Annotated in this window: 18 protein-coding genes; 14 read left to right on the forward strand and 4 right to left on the reverse strand. The window is 62.6% G+C overall.

All coding sequences use genetic code 11. From position 1 onward, the window contains the following. Position 1: 1 nt before the first annotated feature. Positions 2-868 (reverse strand): S-methyl-5'-thioadenosine phosphorylase, encoded by an 867-nt coding sequence (gene mtnP / locus U9R61_RS16435; protein WP_322489894.1) that lies wholly within the window; start codon positions 866-868, stop codon positions 2-4. Positions 869-1,419: 551 nt separating this feature from the next. Between mtnP and U9R61_RS16440 the strand changes: the two genes are divergently transcribed. The 12 genes from U9R61_RS16440 (at position 1,420) to U9R61_RS16495 (ending at position 15,745) form a co-directional block, all read left to right on the forward strand. Further along, positions 1,420-4,683, forward strand: coding sequence for a BTAD domain-containing putative transcriptional regulator (locus U9R61_RS16440; protein WP_322489939.1), 3,264 nt, complete (start codon positions 1,420-1,422; stop codon positions 4,681-4,683). A 96-nt stretch (positions 4,684-4,779) separates the two neighbouring features. Continuing rightward, positions 4,780-6,324 carry a long-chain fatty acid--CoA ligase gene (locus tag U9R61_RS16445; RefSeq protein WP_322489895.1) on the forward strand — a complete coding sequence of 515 codons (1,545 nt, stop codon included), beginning with the start codon at positions 4,780-4,782 and terminating at the stop codon, positions 6,322-6,324. Between the two features lie 148 nt (positions 6,325-6,472). Then, complete coding sequence (locus U9R61_RS16450; protein WP_322489896.1) at positions 6,473-7,543, forward strand: alpha/beta hydrolase; 1,071 nt, start codon at positions 6,473-6,475, stop codon at positions 7,541-7,543. A gap of 19 nt (positions 7,544-7,562) precedes the next feature. Then, a complete protein-coding gene (locus U9R61_RS16455; RefSeq protein ID WP_322489897.1) occupies positions 7,563-8,333 on the forward strand; it encodes an alpha/beta hydrolase in 771 nt (256 codons plus the stop codon). Positions 8,334-8,379: 46 nt separating this feature from the next. Continuing rightward, entirely contained in the window at positions 8,380-8,772 is a 393-nt protein-coding gene (locus U9R61_RS16460) for a MaoC family dehydratase (RefSeq protein ID WP_322489898.1), read from the forward strand. Next, positions 8,765-9,550, forward strand: coding sequence for an enoyl-CoA hydratase/isomerase family protein (locus U9R61_RS16465; RefSeq protein WP_322489899.1), 786 nt, complete (start codon positions 8,765-8,767; stop codon positions 9,548-9,550). Before U9R61_RS16460 ends, U9R61_RS16465 begins: the two co-directional genes overlap by 8 nt. Beyond that, positions 9,547-9,903: a hypothetical protein gene (locus U9R61_RS16470; RefSeq protein ID WP_322489900.1), complete on the forward strand. Its 357-nt coding sequence runs from the start codon at positions 9,547-9,549 to the stop codon at positions 9,901-9,903. The genes U9R61_RS16465 and U9R61_RS16470 overlap by 4 nt, the downstream gene beginning before the upstream one ends. Before the next feature lie 149 nt (positions 9,904-10,052). Then, positions 10,053-11,414 carry a substrate-binding domain-containing protein gene (locus tag U9R61_RS16475; protein ID WP_322489901.1) on the forward strand — a complete coding sequence of 454 codons (1,362 nt, stop codon included), beginning with the start codon at positions 10,053-10,055 and terminating at the stop codon, positions 11,412-11,414. A gap of 128 nt (positions 11,415-11,542) precedes the next feature. After that, positions 11,543-12,313, forward strand: a complete 771-nt coding sequence (locus U9R61_RS16480; protein ID WP_322489902.1) for an ABC transporter ATP-binding protein — start codon at positions 11,543-11,545, stop codon at positions 12,311-12,313. Next, complete coding sequence (locus U9R61_RS16485) at positions 12,310-13,017, forward strand: ABC transporter ATP-binding protein (RefSeq protein ID WP_322489903.1); 708 nt, start codon at positions 12,310-12,312, stop codon at positions 13,015-13,017. Before U9R61_RS16480 ends, U9R61_RS16485 begins: the two co-directional genes overlap by 4 nt. A 211-nt stretch (positions 13,018-13,228) precedes the next feature. Continuing rightward, positions 13,229-14,707: a branched-chain amino acid ABC transporter permease gene (locus U9R61_RS16490; protein WP_322489904.1), complete on the forward strand. Its 1,479-nt coding sequence runs from the start codon at positions 13,229-13,231 to the stop codon at positions 14,705-14,707. 3 nt (positions 14,708-14,710) lie between these two features. After that, on the forward strand, positions 14,711-15,745 hold the full coding sequence (locus U9R61_RS16495; RefSeq protein WP_322489905.1) for a branched-chain amino acid ABC transporter permease: 1,035 nt from the start codon (positions 14,711-14,713) through the stop codon (positions 15,743-15,745). On the opposite strand, the gene U9R61_RS16500 is transcribed toward U9R61_RS16495, so the two are convergent. Then, the gene (locus U9R61_RS16500) at positions 15,716-16,741 is read right to left on the reverse strand and encodes a GHMP kinase (protein ID WP_322489906.1); all 1,026 of its coding nucleotides are present in this window, start codon (positions 16,739-16,741) and stop codon (positions 15,716-15,718) included. The genes U9R61_RS16495 and U9R61_RS16500 overlap by 30 nt on opposite strands. 321 nt (positions 16,742-17,062) lie before the next feature. On the opposite strand from U9R61_RS16500, the gene U9R61_RS16505 reads away from it, so the two are divergent. Further along, the gene (locus U9R61_RS16505) at positions 17,063-18,127 is read left to right on the forward strand and encodes a histone deacetylase family protein (protein ID WP_322489907.1); all 1,065 of its coding nucleotides are present in this window, start codon (positions 17,063-17,065) and stop codon (positions 18,125-18,127) included. Then, a complete protein-coding gene (locus tag U9R61_RS16510) occupies positions 18,114-18,860 on the forward strand; it encodes a type II CAAX endopeptidase family protein (RefSeq protein ID WP_322489908.1) in 747 nt (248 codons plus the stop codon). Before U9R61_RS16505 ends, U9R61_RS16510 begins: the two co-directional genes overlap by 14 nt. Positions 18,861-18,889: 29 nt before the next feature. On the opposite strand, the gene U9R61_RS16515 is transcribed toward U9R61_RS16510, so the two are convergent. Together U9R61_RS16515 and U9R61_RS16520 are read right to left on the reverse strand one after the other, a co-directional pair. After that, positions 18,890-19,186, reverse strand: coding sequence for a hypothetical protein (locus tag U9R61_RS16515; protein WP_322489909.1), 297 nt, complete (start codon positions 19,184-19,186; stop codon positions 18,890-18,892). Beyond that, entirely contained in the window at positions 19,125-19,325 is a 201-nt protein-coding gene (locus tag U9R61_RS16520; protein ID WP_322489910.1) for a hypothetical protein, read from the reverse strand. The genes U9R61_RS16515 and U9R61_RS16520 overlap by 62 nt, the downstream gene beginning before the upstream one ends. Between the last annotated feature and the right edge of the window lie 410 nt (positions 19,326-19,735).

A 19,735-nucleotide genomic window follows, 5' to 3' on the forward strand; every position in this document is an offset into this window, starting at 1 on the left:
CTTACGACCAATACCGGCCGGCAATCGGCGCTAACTGCTCTTTGACGGTGGCGGGAATATAATCAGGATGGGTGATAATCGCATAGCGCAGCGCATCGTGGGCCGGACTGGTAAAGTTCTCATCGATCTGGGCCACCGCCAAACGCACAATCTGCTGCGAGAGGGCCACATTCGCATTCAGCACCCGAATCACTTGCTCAACCGTTACCGCATCGTGTTCAGGATGCCAGACATCGTAATCAGTCACCATCGCCAGCGTAGCATAGGCAATCTCGGCCTCACGGGCCAGCTTGGCTTCGGGTAACGCCGTCATTCCGATCAGGCTATGGCCGCGGCGGCGATTTTCTTCACTCTCAGCCTTGGTCGAAAACTGCGGTCCCTCCATCACCACCAGCGTCCCGCCTTGATGCACCACCGCGCCGGCGGTTTGCGCCGCGTGCAAGAGCATATTGCTCAGGTTCGGGCAGAAGGGCCGGTCAAAGCTCACGTGGGCCACGACGCCGCCTTCAAAGAAGGTTGCGGGACGAATGCCCTTGGTGCGATCGAAGATCTGGTCGGGAATGACCGCGTGACCGGGAGCGTAATCTTCGCGCAGCGAACCGACCGCGCTGACCGAGATCAGCGCCCGCACGCCCAACAGCTTAAAGGCATAGATATTGGCCCGCGCCGGCACTTCGCTGGGATTGAGACGGTGGCTTCGCCCGTGCCGGGGCAAAAACGCTACCCGCCGGCCTTCCAATTCGCCGATGATAAACGCATCGCTCGGATCGCCAAACGGCGTCGTCAGGCGCACCTCTTCCGGGTTTTTGAGATCAGGCATTGCGTACAGCCCGCTTCCGCCGATCACACCGATCATTGCGCTGCTCATAGCCAATGCTCCTTAGTTCAGAAGACTACGCCGCTATGAAGTATACCGTAGGTGGCGGGGAATAGGCAAAGGGGGCAGGGGTACACACCAAGCAGGCAGGAATAGCCACAAAGATACGCAAAAGGCACAACAATCGTCCGTTTTTGTGTCTTTTCTACCGCCGAGGGCACAGAGGACGCAGAGCGGAATATGTCATTGCGAGGGCGCGCAGCGCCCGAAGCAATCCCCTCCTTCAGCGGATGATATGCCTGAGTGGATCGCTCCCGCTGAAGGGGGAGCTTGCCTCGCCTCCGGCGGCTCGCAATGACAACCGGGGTGCGGGAGCTGGTTCGCCGCCTCCGGCGGCTCGCAATGACAACCGGAGTGCGGCACTTCCCCCAAAATCTTTGCGCCTTTCGCGCCTTTGCGTTACAAATCTCTGCACCCTCTACGGAAGGCTCTACGGCACCTTTGCGCCCTCTGCGCCTCCGCTTCCCTTCGCGCTGCTGGTATAATACTCGGTACTATCAGTGGCCCTGTATCACCATACCGCTATGGTGCGTGAGGAGACAGTGTTGTTGCAGTCTAAAGTCGCGCCGCCGCGACCGCACCGTTACCGGCTGGTGCGCCCGGCAGTCACGGCGCGCTTGCGCGAGGCGTTTGATTATCGGGTGACGCTAGTGCAAGCCGGCGCTGGCTATGGCAAGACCACGGCGCTGGCTGAACTGGCGGCCAGTGCGCAGACGGTCTGCTGGTATACGATTGGCGAGAGCGACCGCGATCCGGTGACGTTTTTGACCTATTTGACCGCAGCCTGCGCGCCGGTGTTGCCGCAAGGCGCGCCGGAAGCGCAGGCGGTGCTGCACGCCCGTCCCGCCGATCGGACGGCGTGGACGCAGGCGCTCGACGGGTTGCTGAATGCGCTGGCCGGTGTTGCTCCCCGGCCAACCCTACTCATTCTCGATGACTATCACTTCGTGACGGCATCCACCGAGATCCGCGCCTTGACCGAACGGCTGATCACCTACGCGCCGCCATGGTTGAGTTTGTTGATTGCCACCCGTTACCCGATTGTCAGCGGCGAGTTGGTGCGCTGGCGCGCACGCGGCGAGGTGCTGGAATTGAACCGCGAGGCGTTGGCTTTTACTCGCGACGAGATTGCCGCGCTCTTCGCCGAGGTCTTTGGTATGCCGTTGAGCGCCGCTGATGTCGATTTGCTCAGCCATCAAACGGAAGGTTGGCCGATTGCGTTGCAACTGGTCTGGCAGGGGTTGCGCGGCGGGCAGGCGCGGAGCGTGGCGGAATTGCTGGCGAACGGCCCAGCTTCGCTGGCAGCGTTGTTCGACTTTCTGGCCTGCGATGTGCTCGATCGCCAGCCGCCGGAGATTGCCGCATTTTTGCGCACGACGGCGCCGTTGCGCGTGCTGACCGCGGCGGCTTGCGATGCGGTGCGTCAAGCCGCTGACAGCGCCGAACGGTTGGCGCAGGTGCGCGATCGCGATCTCTTTGTGGTTGACTTGGGGGCCGATCACTATCGTTACCATCACCTGTTTCACGACTTTTTGCGCCAGCAGGCCCGCCACGATCCCGATTTGGCTGCGCGCCACCGGCGGGCAGCGCAGCACTACGCTGCCACCGGCCTCGACGAAGAGGCGATCTATCACTGGTTTGCCGCCGGTGAAGGCGCAATCGCCGCTGATGCGATTGAGGCCGCCGGTGAAGAGGCGTTGCGCAATGGCCGGCTCGATACTGTGGCCGGCTGGATTGATGCGCTGCCGGCGGAGTTGATCGCCAACCGGCCCCGGCTGCAATGCTACCTCGGCGACCTCTACCGGCTGCGCGCCCGCTTCGACGAGGCCCGGAACTGGTATGCCCAAGCTGAAGCGACGAGCCGCCAGCAGGGTGATCGGGCTGAGCTGGCCCGCGCTCTGTACGGGCAGGCGCTGGTCTACATCGATCAAGTACAGCCGGCCCAAGCCGAGAGTGTGCTGCAAGAGGCGCTGCGGGTCAGCGAGGGGTTGGAGGATCAGGTGGCCCGCGCCCGCGTGCTGGAATTGCTGGCCGAGAATAAGCTCAATATGGGCCAACCCGCCGAGGCTGAAGCCTTGCAGCAGCAAGCGAGCCAGTTGCGCGCGGCTAGTCCGGCGGCTGATCTGCTCAGGGCGCGGGTTAAGCTGCGCACCGGCCAGTTGGCGGCAGCGCGGGCCTTGTTACAGGCGTGGCGCGATCACGAGCGAGTGGCCACGGCGCGCGGCGCGACCCCGGCCCCGCGCGGTCATCGCGAAGCGGCGCTGGTGCTGGCTTTGATCGCCGCGTTTGAGGGTGACGTAGATCAGGCGCTGGCTATGGCGAGCGAGGGTGTGCAAGTGGGGGTTGAACGCAATTCCCGCTTTATTACCTCGGTCGCCTACGCCCGGCTTGGCCATGCGTGGTTGTTGCAGAGCGCCACTGCCGGCGCAGCCGCCCGTGACCACGCGCTCGACTACTACCGCAAAGCCTTGGCCGAAGGCAATGCCTTGGGGGTGGATCGGCTGCGGGTGGAACCGCTGTGGGGGTTGACTCGCCTCTACGGTTTGGCCGGCGATCTCGCCGCCGCCGAGAGCGCTGCCGCCGATGGCCAAGCGTTTTGCCGGTGGGCCGGCGATCTCTGGTTAGGCGCGATGATCCAACTGCAACGCGGCGTGAGCCATCTGATCGCCGGGCAGGTGGAGCGAGTGCACGAAGTGCTGTTAGCCGCCCGCGCCGATCTGCGCGCGTGCAGCGATCGGTTCGGTCAAGCGGCGGCGGCGCTCTGGCTAGCCCTTGCCTATCACGAGCAACGGCAGGATGCGGCGGCGATCGCGGCCATCAACGAGGCGCTTGAGCTCAGCGCCGCCCACGGCTACGACTACCTCTTCACCCGTCCCACCTTTCTCGGTCTCACCGACCCGCGCCGCGCGCTGCCGGTTGTGCTGGCGGCCCGCGCGCGCGGCCATCACCGTGACTATATCGAACGCTTGTTAGCGACGCTCGGCCTGCGCGGGCTGGAAGCGCACCCCGGCTACCAGTTGCGGGTGCAGACGCTGGGAGCGTTTCGGGTGTGGCGCGGCGATCACGAAATCGAGGCCCGCGAATGGCAGCGTGACAAGGCGCGCCAGCTCTTGCAGGCGTTGATTGCCCATCGCAGCCGCTGGTTGCAACGCGAAGAGCTGGCCGAGATGCTGTGGCCGCACCTCGCCCCCGAAGCTGCGATCCGCGATTTTAAGGTGGCACTGAGCGCGCTCTACCGGGTGCTTGAACCGAGTCGCAGCGAGGCGACCTCATCGTTCATCGCACGCGACGGCAGCGCCTACCGGCTGCGCCCCACCGCTGATATTTGGCTCGATTGCGCCGAATTGAGCGCCGGGTGCGCAGATGGGTTGCGTTTGCTCGATCAAGGCCGCACCGAGGCCGGCATTCAGCGGCTGCAAGCGGCCCTGCAGCTCTACCACGGCGACTTTTTGCCCGACGCGCTCTACGAGAGTTGGGCCGAAGCCGAGCGGGAACGGCTGCGCAACACCTTTTTGCGCAGTGCCGACCGGTTGGCGCAAGCGCTGGCTGAGCAGGGACGCGACGAAGAGGTGATTGCGCTCGCCGAACGCATGCTTGGCTACGACAACTGCTGGGAGCGGGCCTATCGGCTGTTGATGCTGGCCCATGCTCGCCAAGGCAATCGCGCCGCCGCCCTGCGCGTCTTCCAACGCTGCGTAGATCATCTGGCCCGCGAATTAGAGGTGGAACCGGCGCCGATCACGCTCGCTCTGGCCGACCGACTGCGCGCCGGCGACGCCACGCTGCCGCCTGTTACCGATTTGTAACCGCCGCGCAACCCCCTTCTGCTACCCTCAACCACAAATCCCCGGCTGCAAGTTGCGCATCTGCGCGTATCGCGGCGGCGACGCCGCACGGAACACATGGACGTGATGAACCTTGGCGACTGGCTGGGCCGGCGCGCACAGTTGTCACCGCATACAGTGGCGCTGTTCGATGCCCAGCATGGCATGCGCCCAGTCACTTATGGCGAGTGGAATGCGGTGGCGAACCGCACCGCCAATCTGCTGCGCGCGTTAGGTGTTGAGCGGGGCGATCGGGTGGCGACGTTGGCCCAAAACTGCGTCGATCTGCTCGATCTGTGGTTTGCCTGCGCTAAACTCGGCGCGATCCTGCAACCGCTCAACTGGCGGCTGACCGCTGCCGAGCTGAGCAATCTGATCGCCGACGGCGAGCCGAAGGTGCTGGCTTATGGCCCCGAATACGCTGCGATGACGCTCACCCTGCGCGCGCACGCGCCCTCGGTCGCGCACTGGCTGGCGATTGACGGCGCGTCACCCGCCGATCCATCCCATCCAACCATTGCCCAGCGCGACACTTTGCCCGCCGAATGCGCCCCGGTCACACTGAGCTGGAACGATCCGTGGGTCATCTGCTACACCGGCGGCAGCACCGGCTTGCCGAAAGGATCCATCCTCACCTACCGCAGCATTACCGCCAACGCGGTCAATACGGTGATGAGCTGGCAGTTGCGACCCGACGATGTAGCCATCCTTAACGCGCCCCTCTTCCACACCGGCGGCCTCAACGTCTTTACCGCGCCGTTAGTACAGATTGGCGGCGCTTCGATCGTCTGTCGCGGCTTCAACGTCGATCAGGTCTTCGATCTGATCGATCACGGCCCAGCCACGCTCTTCTTCGGCGTGCCGACGATGTTCATCGCTATGCAGCAACACCCGCGCTGGCCAACGGTTGACTTCAGCCGTGTGCGGATCGTGATCAGCGGCGGCGCACCCTGCCCCGAACCGGTCTTCCACGCCTTCTGGGAGCGCGGCATCGACTTTAAGACCGGCTACGGCCTGACCGAAGCCGGCCCCAACACCTTCTGGCTGCCGCCAGAGCTGGTGCGGGCTAAGCCGGGGGCGGTCGGCTACCCGCTGATGTTCATTGATGTGCGGGTGGTAGCGAATGATGGCCGCCTCTGCGGCCCCGACGAAGTTGGCGAATTGCAGATTCGCGGCCCGCACGTTTGCGCTGGCTATTGGCGGCGGCCCGCCGAGACGGCGGCGGCCTTTGTGGATGGCTGGCTGCACACTGGCGATCTGGCCAGTGTTGCTGCCGATGGATGTTATCGCATTGTAGGCAGGTTGAAAGATGTGATCATCTCTGGCGGCGAAAACATCTATCCCGCCGAGGTTGAGAGTGTCTTAGCCGGGCACCCGGCCGTCGCCGAAGTGGCACTGGTGGGGATGCCCGACCCGCACTGGGGCGAAGTGGGGTGGGCGGCAGTAGTGGTGCGCCCCGGCAGCGACTTCTCTGACCAAGACCTGCTCGCGTTTGCCGGCGCGCGTTTAGCCCGCTATAAACTGCCGAAACGGGTTGTGACCCTTTCCGAACTGCCCAAGACTGGGGCGGGCAAGATTGACAAGCAGGCGTTAAAGCGGATGTTGCAACAGGATGGAACGTAGGGACCGCACCAGCAACTGGCGGGCGAGCCGCCCGCGCCCCGCTCGCACGAGGAGCGCGGGCCGCCGGCCCGCAAAAACGGCCGGCGGGCAAGTCGCCCGCTCTCGCCTATCGTGTATCAGCTAGACATCATAACAAATGGAGCATAGTATGAGCAACATTCCCACCATGCCCGGAATCACGTCCACTATGGTGCAAACCCCACGCTTGCAGATACACGTCCTTAGCAGCGGCCCGGCTGACGGCGAGCCGGTGCTCTTCGTGCATGGCAATGCTTCGTCGGCGACCTTCTGGGAAGAGACGATGCTGGCCTTGCCGGCGGGTTTTCGCGCGATCGCGCCTGACCTGCGCGGCTACGGCGAGACCGAAGACCTCTTGATCGACGCTACTCGCGGGTGCGGCGACTGGGTGGATGACCTGCTCGCCCTGCTCGACACGCTCGGCATTGAGCGTTGTCATGCGGTTGGTCACTCGCTCGGCGGCGTGGTGCTGTTCAACCTGATCGCTGCCGCGCCGCAGCTGATCACCACCGCCACGTTGGCCGCTCCCGGCTCGCCCTACGGCTTCGGCGGCTGCAAAGGGCTGAACGGCGAACTCTGCTGGCCAGACGGGGCCGGATCGGGTGGCGGTACGGTGAATCAGGCGTTTGTCGAGCGGATGGCGGCGGGTGATACCACTGAAGAGGCGGGGGTGGCTGCGCCACGCGTGGTGATGAACACCTACTACTGGAAACCGCCCTTCCGCCCAGCCCGCGAAGAGGCACTACTGCTCTCGCTGCTCAGCGAGAAGGTTGGGCCGCAACGCTACCCCGGCGACTTTAAGCCGTCACCCAACTGGCCGGGGATCGCGCCGGGAGTGTGGGGACCGATCAACGCCATCTCGCCCCTGTATGTAGGTGACTCAGTTGAACGCTTTGTAGCAGCCGATCCCAAGCCGCCGATCTTGTGGGTGCGCGGCGCTGATGACCAGATCGTCAGCGATATGTCGCTGTTCGATGTCGGTACACTCGGCCAGCTTGGCGTGTTGCCCGACTGGCCCGGCGCCGAAGCGCATCCGCCGCAGCCGATGATCAGCCAGACCCGCGCCGTGCTCGAACGCTACGCTGCCGCCGGCGGCTCGTACCGCGAAGTGGTGTTTGAGAATTGCGGCCACACGCCGTACATCGAATATCCAGAGCAGTTTAACGCAGCTTTTCATGCGCATTTGGCAGGCAAAGGGTAGGGAAGAGGAAGGAGGGCCTATGCCCACCATCAAAGCCGGCGATCTCGATGTGCATTATCTCGATTACGGCCACGGCGAACCGGTAATCTTCGTGCATGGCAATTGGGCCAGCAGCGGCTGGTGGCTGCGAGTGCTCGAACGATTGCCCGCCGGCCACCGCGGTTTGGCCCCCGACCTGCGTGGACGCGGAGCGACACAGGGGCCTGACCACGACTACACGATGCCGTCGTTGGCTGCTGACCTGTGGAACTTCGCCGATGCACTGGGGATTGAAGGGTGCCATCTGGTTGGGCACTCGCTGGGAGCAGCGGTGGTATTGCAAGCCGCCCTTGACCGGCCTGATCGCGTGCTGACGATTGCCGTGCTGGCCCCGCCATGGGTGGATGGCATGCCCGACGAAGTGTACCAACCGGAGCGGCAGCAACTGCTGAAAGACAACCCCGACTTCTTTGCGCAGGCGATCAAGGCAATGGCGCCAACCGCTTCGGAAGACGATCTCTGGCGCGAGTTGGTTGCAATCGGGCATAGCCAGCGGCTCAGCGCAGCCAACGGCGCGATCAACGCCCTCCGCGCATGGAAACCGGGTGACGCCTTACGAAACATTGGCGCGCCGGCGCTGGTGATGGGTGGCGAATTAGACCCGCTCGTCACCGTCGAGACGGTCAAACGCGCCGCCGAGGCATTGGGAGTTGAAGCGCAGATCATCGCCGGGGTGGGCCATTCGGCCAACCTCGAAGCGCCCGACCGGTTCGTCACATTATTGACGGCACATTGGCAACGCACCCCGTAGGGATCCAGCGCGCTGTGTCCCTACAAAATACGATAAGGAACCTTGTATGACGCCAATCTCAACCGGCACCCGGTACAACCGTGAACACACCATCAGCCAAGCGGACATTGATCGCTTTGCGGCGGTGAGCGGCGATACCAACCCAATCCATATTGATCCGGCGGTGGCAGCAACTACCCGTTTTGGCCGCACCATCGCCCACGGCATGTTGCTGTACGGCTACATCAGGGCCGCGCTGCGCACGCTAGCGCCAACTGGCGTGCAGCGCAGCCAGACCCTCAGCTTTACCAACCCGGTGTTCGCCGGCGAAAAGATCGAGATCGTCGTCGAGGTACTGGAAAGCGATAGCAAACAGCTTCGTTGCGCGGTGAGCGTCGTGCGCAGTGACGGCAAAGCGGCGTGCAGCGGCGAGACGGTGCTTGAGATCATCCATGCATGACGTTGTGACCATCCAACCTGACGGCCCGGTGGTGGCGATCACGCTCAACCAGCCAGCGCAGCACAACCCACTCACGCCAGCGTTGCTAGCCACGCTGCTGGACGCACTAACCGCCGCGCGCCACCACCATGGCGTGCGGTCAGTGATCTTACAAGCCGCCGGGCCGTCGTTCTCGCGCGGGATCGACATCGCCAGCTTAGCCGGTCACGCCGAGCGCGTGTTGTACGCCGATGAGTTGCTGCGGCAACTACACCGCGTGATGTTGGAGTTGATCGATCTGCCGGCGCCGTTGATCGTCGCCGTGCAGGGGCCGGCTAACGGCAGTGCGATGGGGTTGGTGCTGGCTGCCGATGTGGTCTTAGTTGCGCCGGAAGCCAGCTTTACCGCCTACACCACCACCCTTGGCCTCAGCCCGGAAGGGGGGTGGGCGACGCTCTTGCCGCGCTTGATCGGCCAACGGCGCGCCACCGAGGCGCTGCTCCTCGAACGCTCGATCAGCGCCGCTGAGGCGGTAGCGTGGGGTTTAGCCAACCGGCTCGTGCCGTCCAGCCACCTCGTCGAAGAGACGCAAGCCGTGGCCCATCAGATGGCGGCGCAGTTGCCGGGGAGCATCGCCTGCACCCGCCGGTTGCTCTGGAGCGAACGCGACCGGTTGGCCGCCGAACTGGATCGCGAACGGGAATTGTTTTGCGCGCAGATCCGGTCAATCGAAGCGAGCATTGGCCTCAACGCTTTTCTTGACCGGCAACGCGCCATGATCACGGAGGCAGACCTGTGAAACAGCTTGCTGTTGGGATGCAGGCCACTGCGCAGCGGGTGTTCGATCACGACCTGATCACCGAATACGCTGCGCTCTGCGGCGACCAGCCCGGCGAGACTGTGCCGGAGCCGCTGATCGGCGCGCTCTTTTCCTACCTGCTCGGCGTGGAATTGCCCGGTTCCGGGTCGGTCTATCTCAAACAAGACCTGACCTTTGTCGATCGCGCACGCGCTGGCGAAGCATTAACCGCGACGGTAACGATTACCCACATCCGCGCCGACAAACCGTTGGTGACGTTCCAGACCCGCTGTACCGGCGCTGATGGTCGCCTGATTACCGATGGTGAGGCGATTGTGATGGCGCCGCGGTAGGGAGTAGGGCGCAGAACTGATTTGTTGTTCGGGTAGATGGAGGGTGGGAACGAAGCCGTGCGGGAGAGCAGCAACCCGCGCAGGAAACGTCATTCACCCCTTGTCAGCCCGCTGGTGATAGGAAAAGCTTAGTCGAAGGAGACCGTTCAATGCAGAGTACCCACTTTGTCCGCCGTGTTGCCATGACGTTATTAGTGATTCTTGCGCTGGCGCTGAGCGCCTGTGGCGGCGGCCAGACCGCGCAGCCCACCGCGGCCCCACAGCCGACCGCAGCCCCCACTGCGGCCCCACAACCGACCGCCGCGCCCACCGCGGCCCCACAGCCGACCGCAGCCCCCACTGCGGCCACCACTGACGAACCGATTGTGGTTGGCTTGATGACCGACAACTCCGGCTTGCTCGCCATTTACGGCCCCATGCTTGAGCGTGGCTTCACGCTCGGTGTAGAGTATGCGACCAACGGCACGAATGCGGTGGCTGGCCGCCCGATCAAGGTGGTGGTGAAAGACACCGCCAGCACCCCTGAGACCGGCGTCGCGCTGGCCCGCGAAGCGATCGAGAGCGACGGGGCCGATGTGCTGGTCGGTTCGCCCAGCTCGCCAGTGGCGCTGGCGATCTCGGCTGTTGCCGCCGAAAACAAGATTATCTACATTGCTGCGCCGGCAGCGACCCCCGCCCTCACCGGCGACAACTTCAACATCTACACCTTCCGCGCCGGACGCACCAGTGTGCAAGATGCGCTAACGATGAGCGCCGCGCTCTTGCAGACCGGCAAGAAGTTCATCCAGATTGCCCAAGATAACGCCTTCGGGCGCGGCTCGGCAGGCGCGTTCTACGCCACGGTGAAGGCGCTCGGCGGTGAGTTTGTGCTCAACGACACCGCCGAGGGCGCTGGCACCGTCTTTGCCCCGCCGGACACCACCGACTTCACGCCCTACATCAACCAGTTGCTCGATTCGGGGGCGGAGGTATTGATCGTTACGTGGTCGGGCACCGGCTTCGTGCCGATGTTCCAGCAGATGCAGCAACTGGGTGTGTTCGATGTGATGACGGTTGCCACCGGCTTCGGCGATAACCAGACCATGGTCAACGGCTACGCTGACGCAATCGGCTCGGTCGGCGTGAGCGTCTACCACTACAGCCTGTTCGACAACCCGGTCAACAAGTGGTTCACTGAGCGCCACAAGGCAGCCTACGGCACTCCTCCTGATCTCTTCACCGAGAGCGGCTTCAACGCGGCGATTATGCTGGTCAAGGCGTTGGAAGCGACCAAGGGCGATCCGACGGCAGAGGGGATGATCGCCGCGCTCGAAAGCATGACCTTCGACGGGCCGAAGGGAACCTACACCGTGCGCGCGTCGGATCACGTGCTCTTGCAGCCGATGACGCTGGTGCGCCTGCTCAACACCACCGATCCCGACTTCAAGTTCTTCGAGCTGGTGACGCTGTTCACACCTGAGCAGACCGCGCCACCCTGTATGGTGCCGGCAGCGATGAACCGGTGTCCGTAAGGGTACAGCGTATGGATGAAGTGCGGCAGTTTGACTGCCGCACTCCAAAGAAACCGGCTTTTGGTTGCTGATTCCCCCACGCGGAGCAACGCAATGCGGGATGCAAGGGGAGACCACAAGGAGTCTACGTGAGCGATTGGATTATCGAAACTCACCGCCTCACCCGCGACTTCGGCAGCTTACGCGCCGTCGATCAGGTTGATCTACAAGTGCGCGCCGGCAGCATTCACGCCATCATTGGCCCAAACGGCGCTGGGAAGACGACGCTGTTTAACTTGATCAGCGGCTACATCAAACCAACCGCAGGACGAGTGCTGCTGCGCGGGCAAGACATTACACGCGTGCCGCTGCACCGTATGGCGCACCTCGGCATTGGGCGCTCGTTCCAGATCACCAACATCTTCCCGACGCTGACGGTGCTGGAAAATGTGCGGCTAGCGGCGCAAGCGCGCGGGCGTGACAACTTCCGGCTGTGGACGAGCGCCGCCAAGTTGCGGGCCTACACCGAGCGCGCGTTAGCGGCATTGCACCAAGTTGGCCTCCACGAGCGGGCTTTGCAAATTGCCGCCACCCTGCCGCACGGCGACAAACGCCGGCTCGAACTGGCGATTCTGCTGGCCGGCGACGCCGATATTCTCTTGCTCGATGAGCCGACTGCCGGCATGGCGACCGAACAGGTGCCGATGCTGCTCGATCTGTTGCGCGGCATCCGGCAAGGAACGAACAAAACCATCTTGATCGTTGAACACAATATGTCTGTCGTCATGAGTCTCGCCGAGACGATAACCGTCATGCATCAAGGGCGCATGCTGGCAGAGGGCAGTCCGGTGGCGATCAGCGCCAATCAGGCGGTGCGCGAGGCGTATCTGGGAACGGCCTTCGCCGGAGGGCAGCCATGAGTGACGTGTTGCTCGAAGTGGATACGATCCATACCTTTATCGGCCAATTTCATATTCTGGAAGGGGTCTCGCTAAAGGTGCGCGCCGGCAGGATTACGGCGCTGCTGGGGCGCAATGGGGCCGGCAAGACCACTACCTTGCGCTCGATCATGGGACTCAATCCGCCGCGCAGTGGCAGTATTCGCCTCGCCGGCGAACCGATCAATGGCCGGCCAGCCTACGAGATTGCCCAGCTTGGCGTCGGGTACGTGCCCGAACACCGCGCTATCTTCCGCGATCTGACCATCGAAGAGAATCTGCGGCTGGCCGAGCGCAAACGCGGCGATCTGGCCAAGCGCAGCGATTTCATCATGTCGCTCTTCCCTGATCTCAAGCGGCTTTACCGCCATCCGGGCGGGAAGCTGTCGGGCGGTCAACAGCAGATGTTGGCGATCGCGCGCGCGTTGGTGGCCGATAACCGGCTGTTGTTGATTGACGAACCGAGTGAAGGGTTAGCGCCGATCATCGTCGAGCAGATCGTCGCCGCCCTGCGCCAAATGGCCGCCGAGACAACCATCTTGCTGGTTGAGCAGAACTTCGCGATGGCAGCGCAGTTGGCCGATGAGTACTACATTCTCGATGATGGACGCAGCGTACAACACGGACGTATGGCTGATCTAGTGAATGACCACGCCACGATCGACAAATATCTCGGCGCGGGCTAACACAAAGGCGCAAAGCAAGCAAAGACGCAAAGGGGATACACGCAAAGGCGCAAAGACGCAAAGGGGATACACGCAAAGGCGCAAAGACGCAAAGGGTTTGGAAGGATCGGCACAAGCTCGCTCATACCTAACCATATAACCTTCGCGTCTGTGCGTTGAGATTCTCTGCACCTCTGCTCCCTCTGCGTCTTGGGAGTTGAAGGAGTAGTGCATGATCGAGTGGATTCAGCGCCGGCGCGGATTGATCGCCGGCATCATAGTGGCGATCCTCTTCGCGATTTGGGCTTCGACCCAGTACGAACCACGGGTCTTAGCCAGCATCTTGCTGTCGGGTCTCACGCTCGGCGCGCTCTATTTTCTGGTGACATCAGGCCTCTCGCTCATCTTTGGCTTGATGGACGTACTCAACTTCGCGCACGGCACCCTCTTTATGATCGGCGCGTATATCGGCTTTACGCTCTATGCTAATCCGCGCCTGTTGCTCAATACGCTGCCCTTCGTGCTAGCGTTTGTGACCGGCTGGCTGCTCGCGCGCTGGTTGCCGTTCAGCAGCCTGCCCGCCGGGCATCGCCGTCCGCTGTGGGTGGTGGCCGTGCTGGTCGGGGTGTTTGCGGTCTGGGGGTTTGAGCTAGCGCCGCTCGCGACCACTGCCCTCAGTTCGGGCGGGAGAGTGCCGACCGAGCAGGCCCAAGCGCCGGTGGGCCTCTTTATTGCGCGCACACTGGGGCTGGCGATTGCCGGTCTGATCGCCGGTGCAGCATTTGTGATCGGCAATGAGCACGCGCGCCGGCCAGCCAACCGTGATCTGGCTTGGCCGATCGGATTGCTGGCGCTGGCGTTGATCATCTCACCGCTGCGGTTGAGCGCCGAAGGCTGGATTTTGGCCCTCGACTCGAATATACGCTTTCTCTTGGCGCTGGTGGCCGGCGCCGGCGGCGGCGCAGCGTTGGGCGGGTTGATGGAATGGAGCCTGATCCGCCCGCTGTATAGCCGGCCCATCTATCAGGTGCTGGTCACGCTCGGCTTGGTCTTCGTCGGCACCGAGCTGGTCAAAGGCATTTGGGGGCCGGGAGGTTATTTCATGGAACTTCCGGCATGGTTTAGCCGGCGCGGCCCAAGTTGCCCGTCACCAAACCTGATCGCGTGGCTTCAAGACAACTGCGCCAGCATTGACGTGCTGGGCCGGCCCTTCCCCAGCTACCGCATCTTCATTATTGCCTTAGGCATTGCAATGTTCATCGGCATCGCCGTGCTCTTGCGCTACACCCGGCTCGGCATGATCATCCGCGCTGGCGTGCAAGACGGCGAGATGGTGCAAGCGTTGGGCATTAACGTCCGCCGCGTCTTCACCCTCGTCTTTGCGTTGGGGGCCGGATTGGCCGCATTGGGTGGAGTCGCAGCGGCGCCGTTTCTCGGCATTAGCCCCGGTCTCGGCCAAGAGTTTCAACTGCAAGCCTTCATCGCGGTGGTGATCGGCGGTATGGGCAGCTTCACCGGCGCCGCCATGGGAGCCTTGCTGGTCGGCCTTGCCCGCGCCTTCGGTGACCAAATGGTGCTGACCGGCATTCAACTGCCGTGGATGAGCGAAGCGATGACGTTTTCGCCATCAATTGCCCGTGCTTCAACCGTGTTGATCATGGCGCTGGTGCTGCTCTTGCGCCCAGCCGGTCTGTTTGGCAAAAAGGAGTAGCCGATGCGGGATCGTTTCACCTCATCACAGTGGGCCGGCCTGACCCTCATCGGCGGCCTGATCATCTTTCCGTTTGTTGTTTCGCTGTTCAGCGGCCAACCGGTTGGCGAGGGAGTACCCAAGTTTTGGCAGGGCATGCTGATTCAGGTCTTTATCTTGGCCGTCTTCGCCATGAGCTACGATATTTTGATGGGCTACACCGGTATTCTCTCGTTTGGTCATGCCCTCTTCTTCGGCACCGGCGCGTACACCATCGGTATCCTGCTCAAACATGCCGGCTGGGATCTCGGCTCGGCCCTGCTGGCCGTCATTGTGATCGCGATCATCCAGAGCCTGATCGTCGGCCTGCTCTCGCTGCGGGTGAGCGGCGTCTATTTCGCGATGGTGACACTCGCGTTCGCCCAGATGTTTTTCCTCTTGGCCGAAGCGACCGACTTCCGCCAGTGGACGGGGGCCGAAGACGGGTTGCAGAGCGTTCCGGTACCGGCGTGGATTAGTCCGACCACGGAACGGCTGCGCTTTTATTATGTCACGTTAACGTTTGCGATCGTGATGTACCTGCTGGCGCGGCAAGTGGTCAATTCGCCGACCGGACGGGTGATGATGGCGATTCGCGACAACGAAACGCGGGCGAAGGTCTTGGGCTACCATACCCTCACCTTCAAGCTGATTGCGATCACGGTCAGCGGCGTGATGGCCGGGCTAGCCGGCGCGTTCAACGCGCTGTGGAACCTCAACGCCAACCCAGCGGTGCTCGGCGTGGGCACGACGATCAACGCACTGCTAATGACGATCATCGGCGGCGTCGGCTCGCTAATCGGGCCGATGCTCGGCGCTGGCGTGATCCAACTGCTCGGCTATTGGCTCAACGTCTTCTTTGGGCCGAGCTGGCCGCTCTTGTTCGGCATCGTCTACATCTTGATCGTACTGTTCCTGCCCTACGGCATTGTCGGCACGTGGCGATTGCGCAGCACTGGGTGGTTGGCGATGTGGCGCGAGCGATCGCGCTCACTCATCCGGTTCTTCCACCACCCATGATTGCACGCCGTGGGTGACGAACGAGAACGGGCGCACGATCACCCCGGCTTCGGTCAAGGCGCGCTCGATGGCCAGCCGGCGGTCAAAGGGACAGGCAAAGACCATAAAGCCGCCGCCGCCGGCGCCGGAAATCTTGCCGCCCCATGCGCCGTGCTTACGGGCCAGCGCATAGACCTCTTCGACGATCGGCGGCGCGATGTGGGGCGAAAAGGCTTTCTTGACCTCCCATGCGTCGTGCAGCAAGCGGCCAAAATCGGCAATGCGCTGTTCGCGCAACAGCCGGGCCGCGATATCGACGAAAGCTTTGGTTTCGTGATGCAGCCGCAGTGTATCGCCCTTGACCAGCCGCTGCACCTGATCGGTCATCAAATGGCGCGTCAGCAACTGGCGATCGCCGATATAGCCGATAATCAAGCAGCTCTCAAGCTCAAGCAAAGCGGTTGGATCGCTCAGCACCGGCTCGACGATCACCCGGTCGCGCCCGAAGTGATAGACGCACATGCCACCAAACACCGCCGAATACTGGTCTTGGCGCCCGCCGGGAATGCCGAGATCAACCCGTTCGATCCGGTAGGCCAGCTCAGCCAGTTGGTGCGGGTCGGCGTTTTGGCCGGCTACAGCGTAGAGCAACTTCAGCATACTGACCACCAGCGCCGACGACGAGCCAAGGCCGGAACCGGGTGGCGCGTCGCTGAACATGGTGATCTTGTAGCCGGCGGAGGCGGGCCGTAGCTGGGGCAGGGCATCAAGCACCGCCTGCGGGAGGGCCAGTTTGCCATCCCATTCGCGATCGCTCACCTGCCGGCTCACCTCTTGCAGATCGAGCGAGCGGATCAGAATGCCGGGTGTATTGCTCGTTGTCAGCATACACCGCACATAGAGATTGATCGTGCAATTGAGCACTTTCCCGCCGTATTCTTCGGCGTAAGGACTGACATCGGTGCCGCCGCCGAAAAAGCCGATTCGCATCGGCGCGCGCGCTTTATAGATCTTCATGCGTTCCTCCGGCCATCGTTCAGTGCCGCGGCGCCAGTATACCAGAAATGCTACAACAATCCGATAACGAAACGTAGCATGGGAGCGGTGCGTTCAGGCATCAGTCCCGCTCCCCGCTTGTCCTTGCGAGCGAAGCGAAGCAATCCCCCGCGAGCGCGGGAGCGGAGCCTTTCCGCCGAAGGGAGAGAGTGCTGCGGGCGCTGACGCGCCCTCGCAAAGACAAGATGCTGCTCACTTTTCCCCTCAGCGCCCTCTGCGGTAAACAACCTACTAGAGGTCAACACCTCTCCACATTCGCCCAGACTACGGTACAATATCACTATGAAGATCTTTCTGAGCGCCGACCACCACCGTCACGATCCGCCGTTCGAGATCCTTGACGGCCAGCCAGTGCCATATTTTGAAACGCCGCGGCGAGTCGACATCATTCTCGCTGCGCTGCAAGCCGCCGGGTTCGCGCTGCCGGTCGCTGCGCCGCCAGCGACGCTCGCCGAACTGGCTGCCGTGCATACACCCGACTACCTCGACCACCTTGCCTATGCTTACGAACGCTGGCAGGCCGCCGGGTTGCGCGGCCCGGTGCTGCCCTCGGCCTGGCCATTGCCCGGCTTGCGCTTGCGCAGCAATTGCCCGCAAGCGGCAGCCGGTTGCTATGCGTTTGACCTCAGCGCGCCGATTACCGCCGGCACCTTCGCCGCCGCCCAAGCATCCGCCGGCGCGGCGCTAGCCGGCGCAGCGGCGCTGTTGCAGGGCGAACGGTTCGCCTATGCGCTCTGCCGCCCGCCCGGCCACCATTCCGCCGCCAATCTAGCCGGCGGCTACTGTTTTCTCAACAACGCGGCGCTGGCCGCCGACCGGCTGGCCCGTGCCACCGCCACCAGCGATGCGACATGGGCGCTGCGCGCGCCGGCAGTAGCGGTGCTTGATATCGATTATCATCACGGCAACGGCACCCAAAGCATCTTCTACGAACGCAATGATGTGCTGACCGTTTCGTTGCACGCCGATCCCGCCCGCGAGTACCCATACTTTCTCGGCTATGCCGACGAGCGCGGTGCAGGGGCCGGCGAAGGGTACAATCTCAATCTGCCCTTGCCGGCGGGGGTTGGGGATCGCGACTATCTGCTCGCCCTCACGCAGGCCTTGCAAGCGATCGCCGACTATGGGCCGCGCTATCTGGTCGTCTCAGCCGGGTTTGATACCTTCCACGCTGATCCGTTGGGTGATTTTGAATTGACCACTGCCGCGTATCGCGCGATTGGCGCTACGATTGGGCAACTTGGCCTCCCCACGCTCGTCGTGCAAGAGGGAGGCTACGCGATTGAAGCATTGGGCCCGAATGTGGCAGCGCTCCTAGATGGAGTTATCTCGCATGCTAACGAATAATCAGCTTGAGCAACCACAACCGCCAATCGCGCCGGCGTGGGGTTGGCGCGATCTCTGCATCACGCTGCTGGTGATCGGCGTGGGTGGGGCGTTGGTTGTGCTCTTCCTCCGCACGCTGGCTGAAGTAGCCAACTGGGACACCACACGCGGTTTTGTCAGCCCGCCGGTCTATATTGCCGGCACGCTGCTGTACCTCATCATCGGTGGCGCCGTGCTGACGGTCATCGGCCCGCGCGCCGGCTGGCGCGATCTCGGTTTGCAGTGGCCACATTGGATGTACTTCGCCCTCGTTCCGCCCATCTTTATCTTTGGCATGGGGATGATGGTGTTGACGAACGCCGGAGTCACCCTCCTGTTTGGCGAATTCCAAAACCCGCAGATCGAGAGCATCTCTGGCGGGCAGGCGTTTGGCGGCGGCGAACTGTTTGCCTTATGGGTGCTCATTGCCGGGATCGTGCCGTTAGTAGAAGAGCTGTTCTTCCGTGGCGTCCTCCACCATCTGCTTCGCCGGCGTCTCAACGGTACGCTCACCATCATCGTTGGCGCCGCCGTCTTTGCGGTCGTTCACTTCATTCCAATGCTCATTCCCGGCCTGTTTGTGGCCGGTCTGTGCCTTGGCTACCTACGTGAACAGAGCGGCTCGATCTGGCCGGGGGTGCTCTTCCACATGTTGCAAAACACGCTGGCACTGCTGGCGATGGCGCTAGTACTGGCGACCGGAGGGGTATCGTAAGAGCCGGTTTCAGACCGGCCCCGCCACTCTTACCTCAACACCAACGGCACCGCAATCCCAAACGGCACGCCGAGCGACCCGATCAACGGCACATCACCGGCAGAGCCAAAGGCAACTTCAACTTCGGCTGCGCCGCCATTGTGGGCCGTATCACAATAAAATCGCTGCAGCGACGGACGATACACGCACGGATAAGCGCGGCCATCGCCGTCAACATCGCCGAGTAGCGGAATATCACCGCTCACCCCAAAAAGAACGACAAATTCAGCCGAGGCGCCGTTGCGGCGTATCGCAGAAGAATTGTTGGCTTGACGGGCGGTAGACACACGCCACATCGCGGCCATCGCCATTGATGTCACCGAGCAGCGGAATATCGGTCGCCGTTCCCAAGCTGATGCTGTATTCGGCAAAACCGCCGTCATGCCCGGTATCGCAGTAAAAACGCTGGGATGAAGGTCGAAACACACACGCAACATCCCCGCGGAACAGCGCGTTTGACTGGAGCTGAGCATTGGCAGTCGTCGAAGGTGGCATGGCCGCGAGAAGGACGAGTGCAACGATGACTAACACCCATCCGGCCCGCGCGGGGAGCCGGTCTCTTGCCCGTAGAAGCATACGATGTCTCCTTGCTGCTGATGCGCGATACCAACGACGCCTTTTGGCGAGCAGATACCGGCAAGGAGGCAAAAAAGACGCTATCATTCTGTTTATATTATAGCCACATGGTTGCCAATGGAACTATCACCTGATAGCCTATGTTCTTACCGCGCCAGCAACCGTTCGTCGCCAAACATTTGCGTCTAGTAGTGAATTCTTTTCCTCATCAGGGCGGCAAAACCGGTATACTGCCATTGGCTTCAGACCCAACAACAATG

The organism is Chloroflexus sp., from assembly GCF_034431535.1.
Lineage (GTDB): Bacteria > Chloroflexota > Chloroflexia > Chloroflexales > Chloroflexaceae > Chloroflexus.

What these genes read in the sequence shown, in the direction of transcription:
- U9R61_RS16490 (WP_322489904.1), top strand. Translation starts at nt 13,229, where the DNA reads ATGATCGAGTGGATTCAGCGCCGGCGCGGATTGATCGCCGGCATCATA.
- U9R61_RS16460 (WP_322489898.1), top strand. Translation starts at nt 8,380, where the DNA reads ATGACGCCAATCTCAACCGGCACCCGGTACAACCGTGAACACACCATC.
- U9R61_RS16505 (WP_322489907.1), top strand. Translation starts at nt 17,063, where the DNA reads ATGAAGATCTTTCTGAGCGCCGACCACCACCGTCACGATCCGCCGTTC.
- U9R61_RS16475 (WP_322489901.1), top strand. Translation starts at nt 10,053, where the DNA reads ATGCAGAGTACCCACTTTGTCCGCCGTGTTGCCATGACGTTATTAGTG.
- U9R61_RS16450 (WP_322489896.1), top strand. Translation starts at nt 6,473, where the DNA reads ATGAGCAACATTCCCACCATGCCCGGAATCACGTCCACTATGGTGCAA.
- U9R61_RS16455 (WP_322489897.1), top strand. Translation starts at nt 7,563, where the DNA reads ATGCCCACCATCAAAGCCGGCGATCTCGATGTGCATTATCTCGATTAC.
- U9R61_RS16500 (WP_322489906.1), bottom strand. Translation starts at nt 16,741, where the DNA reads ATGAAGATCTATAAAGCGCGCGCGCCGATGCGAATCGGCTTTTTCGGC.
- U9R61_RS16495 (WP_322489905.1), top strand. Translation starts at nt 14,711, where the DNA reads ATGCGGGATCGTTTCACCTCATCACAGTGGGCCGGCCTGACCCTCATC.
- U9R61_RS16465 (WP_322489899.1), top strand. Translation starts at nt 8,765, where the DNA reads ATGCATGACGTTGTGACCATCCAACCTGACGGCCCGGTGGTGGCGATC.
- U9R61_RS16485 (WP_322489903.1), top strand. Translation starts at nt 12,310, where the DNA reads ATGAGTGACGTGTTGCTCGAAGTGGATACGATCCATACCTTTATCGGC.
- U9R61_RS16510 (WP_322489908.1), top strand. Translation starts at nt 18,114, where the DNA reads ATGCTAACGAATAATCAGCTTGAGCAACCACAACCGCCAATCGCGCCG.
- U9R61_RS16445 (WP_322489895.1), top strand. Translation starts at nt 4,780, where the DNA reads ATGGACGTGATGAACCTTGGCGACTGGCTGGGCCGGCGCGCACAGTTG.
- mtnP (WP_322489894.1), bottom strand. Translation starts at nt 868, where the DNA reads ATGAGCAGCGCAATGATCGGTGTGATCGGCGGAAGCGGGCTGTACGCA.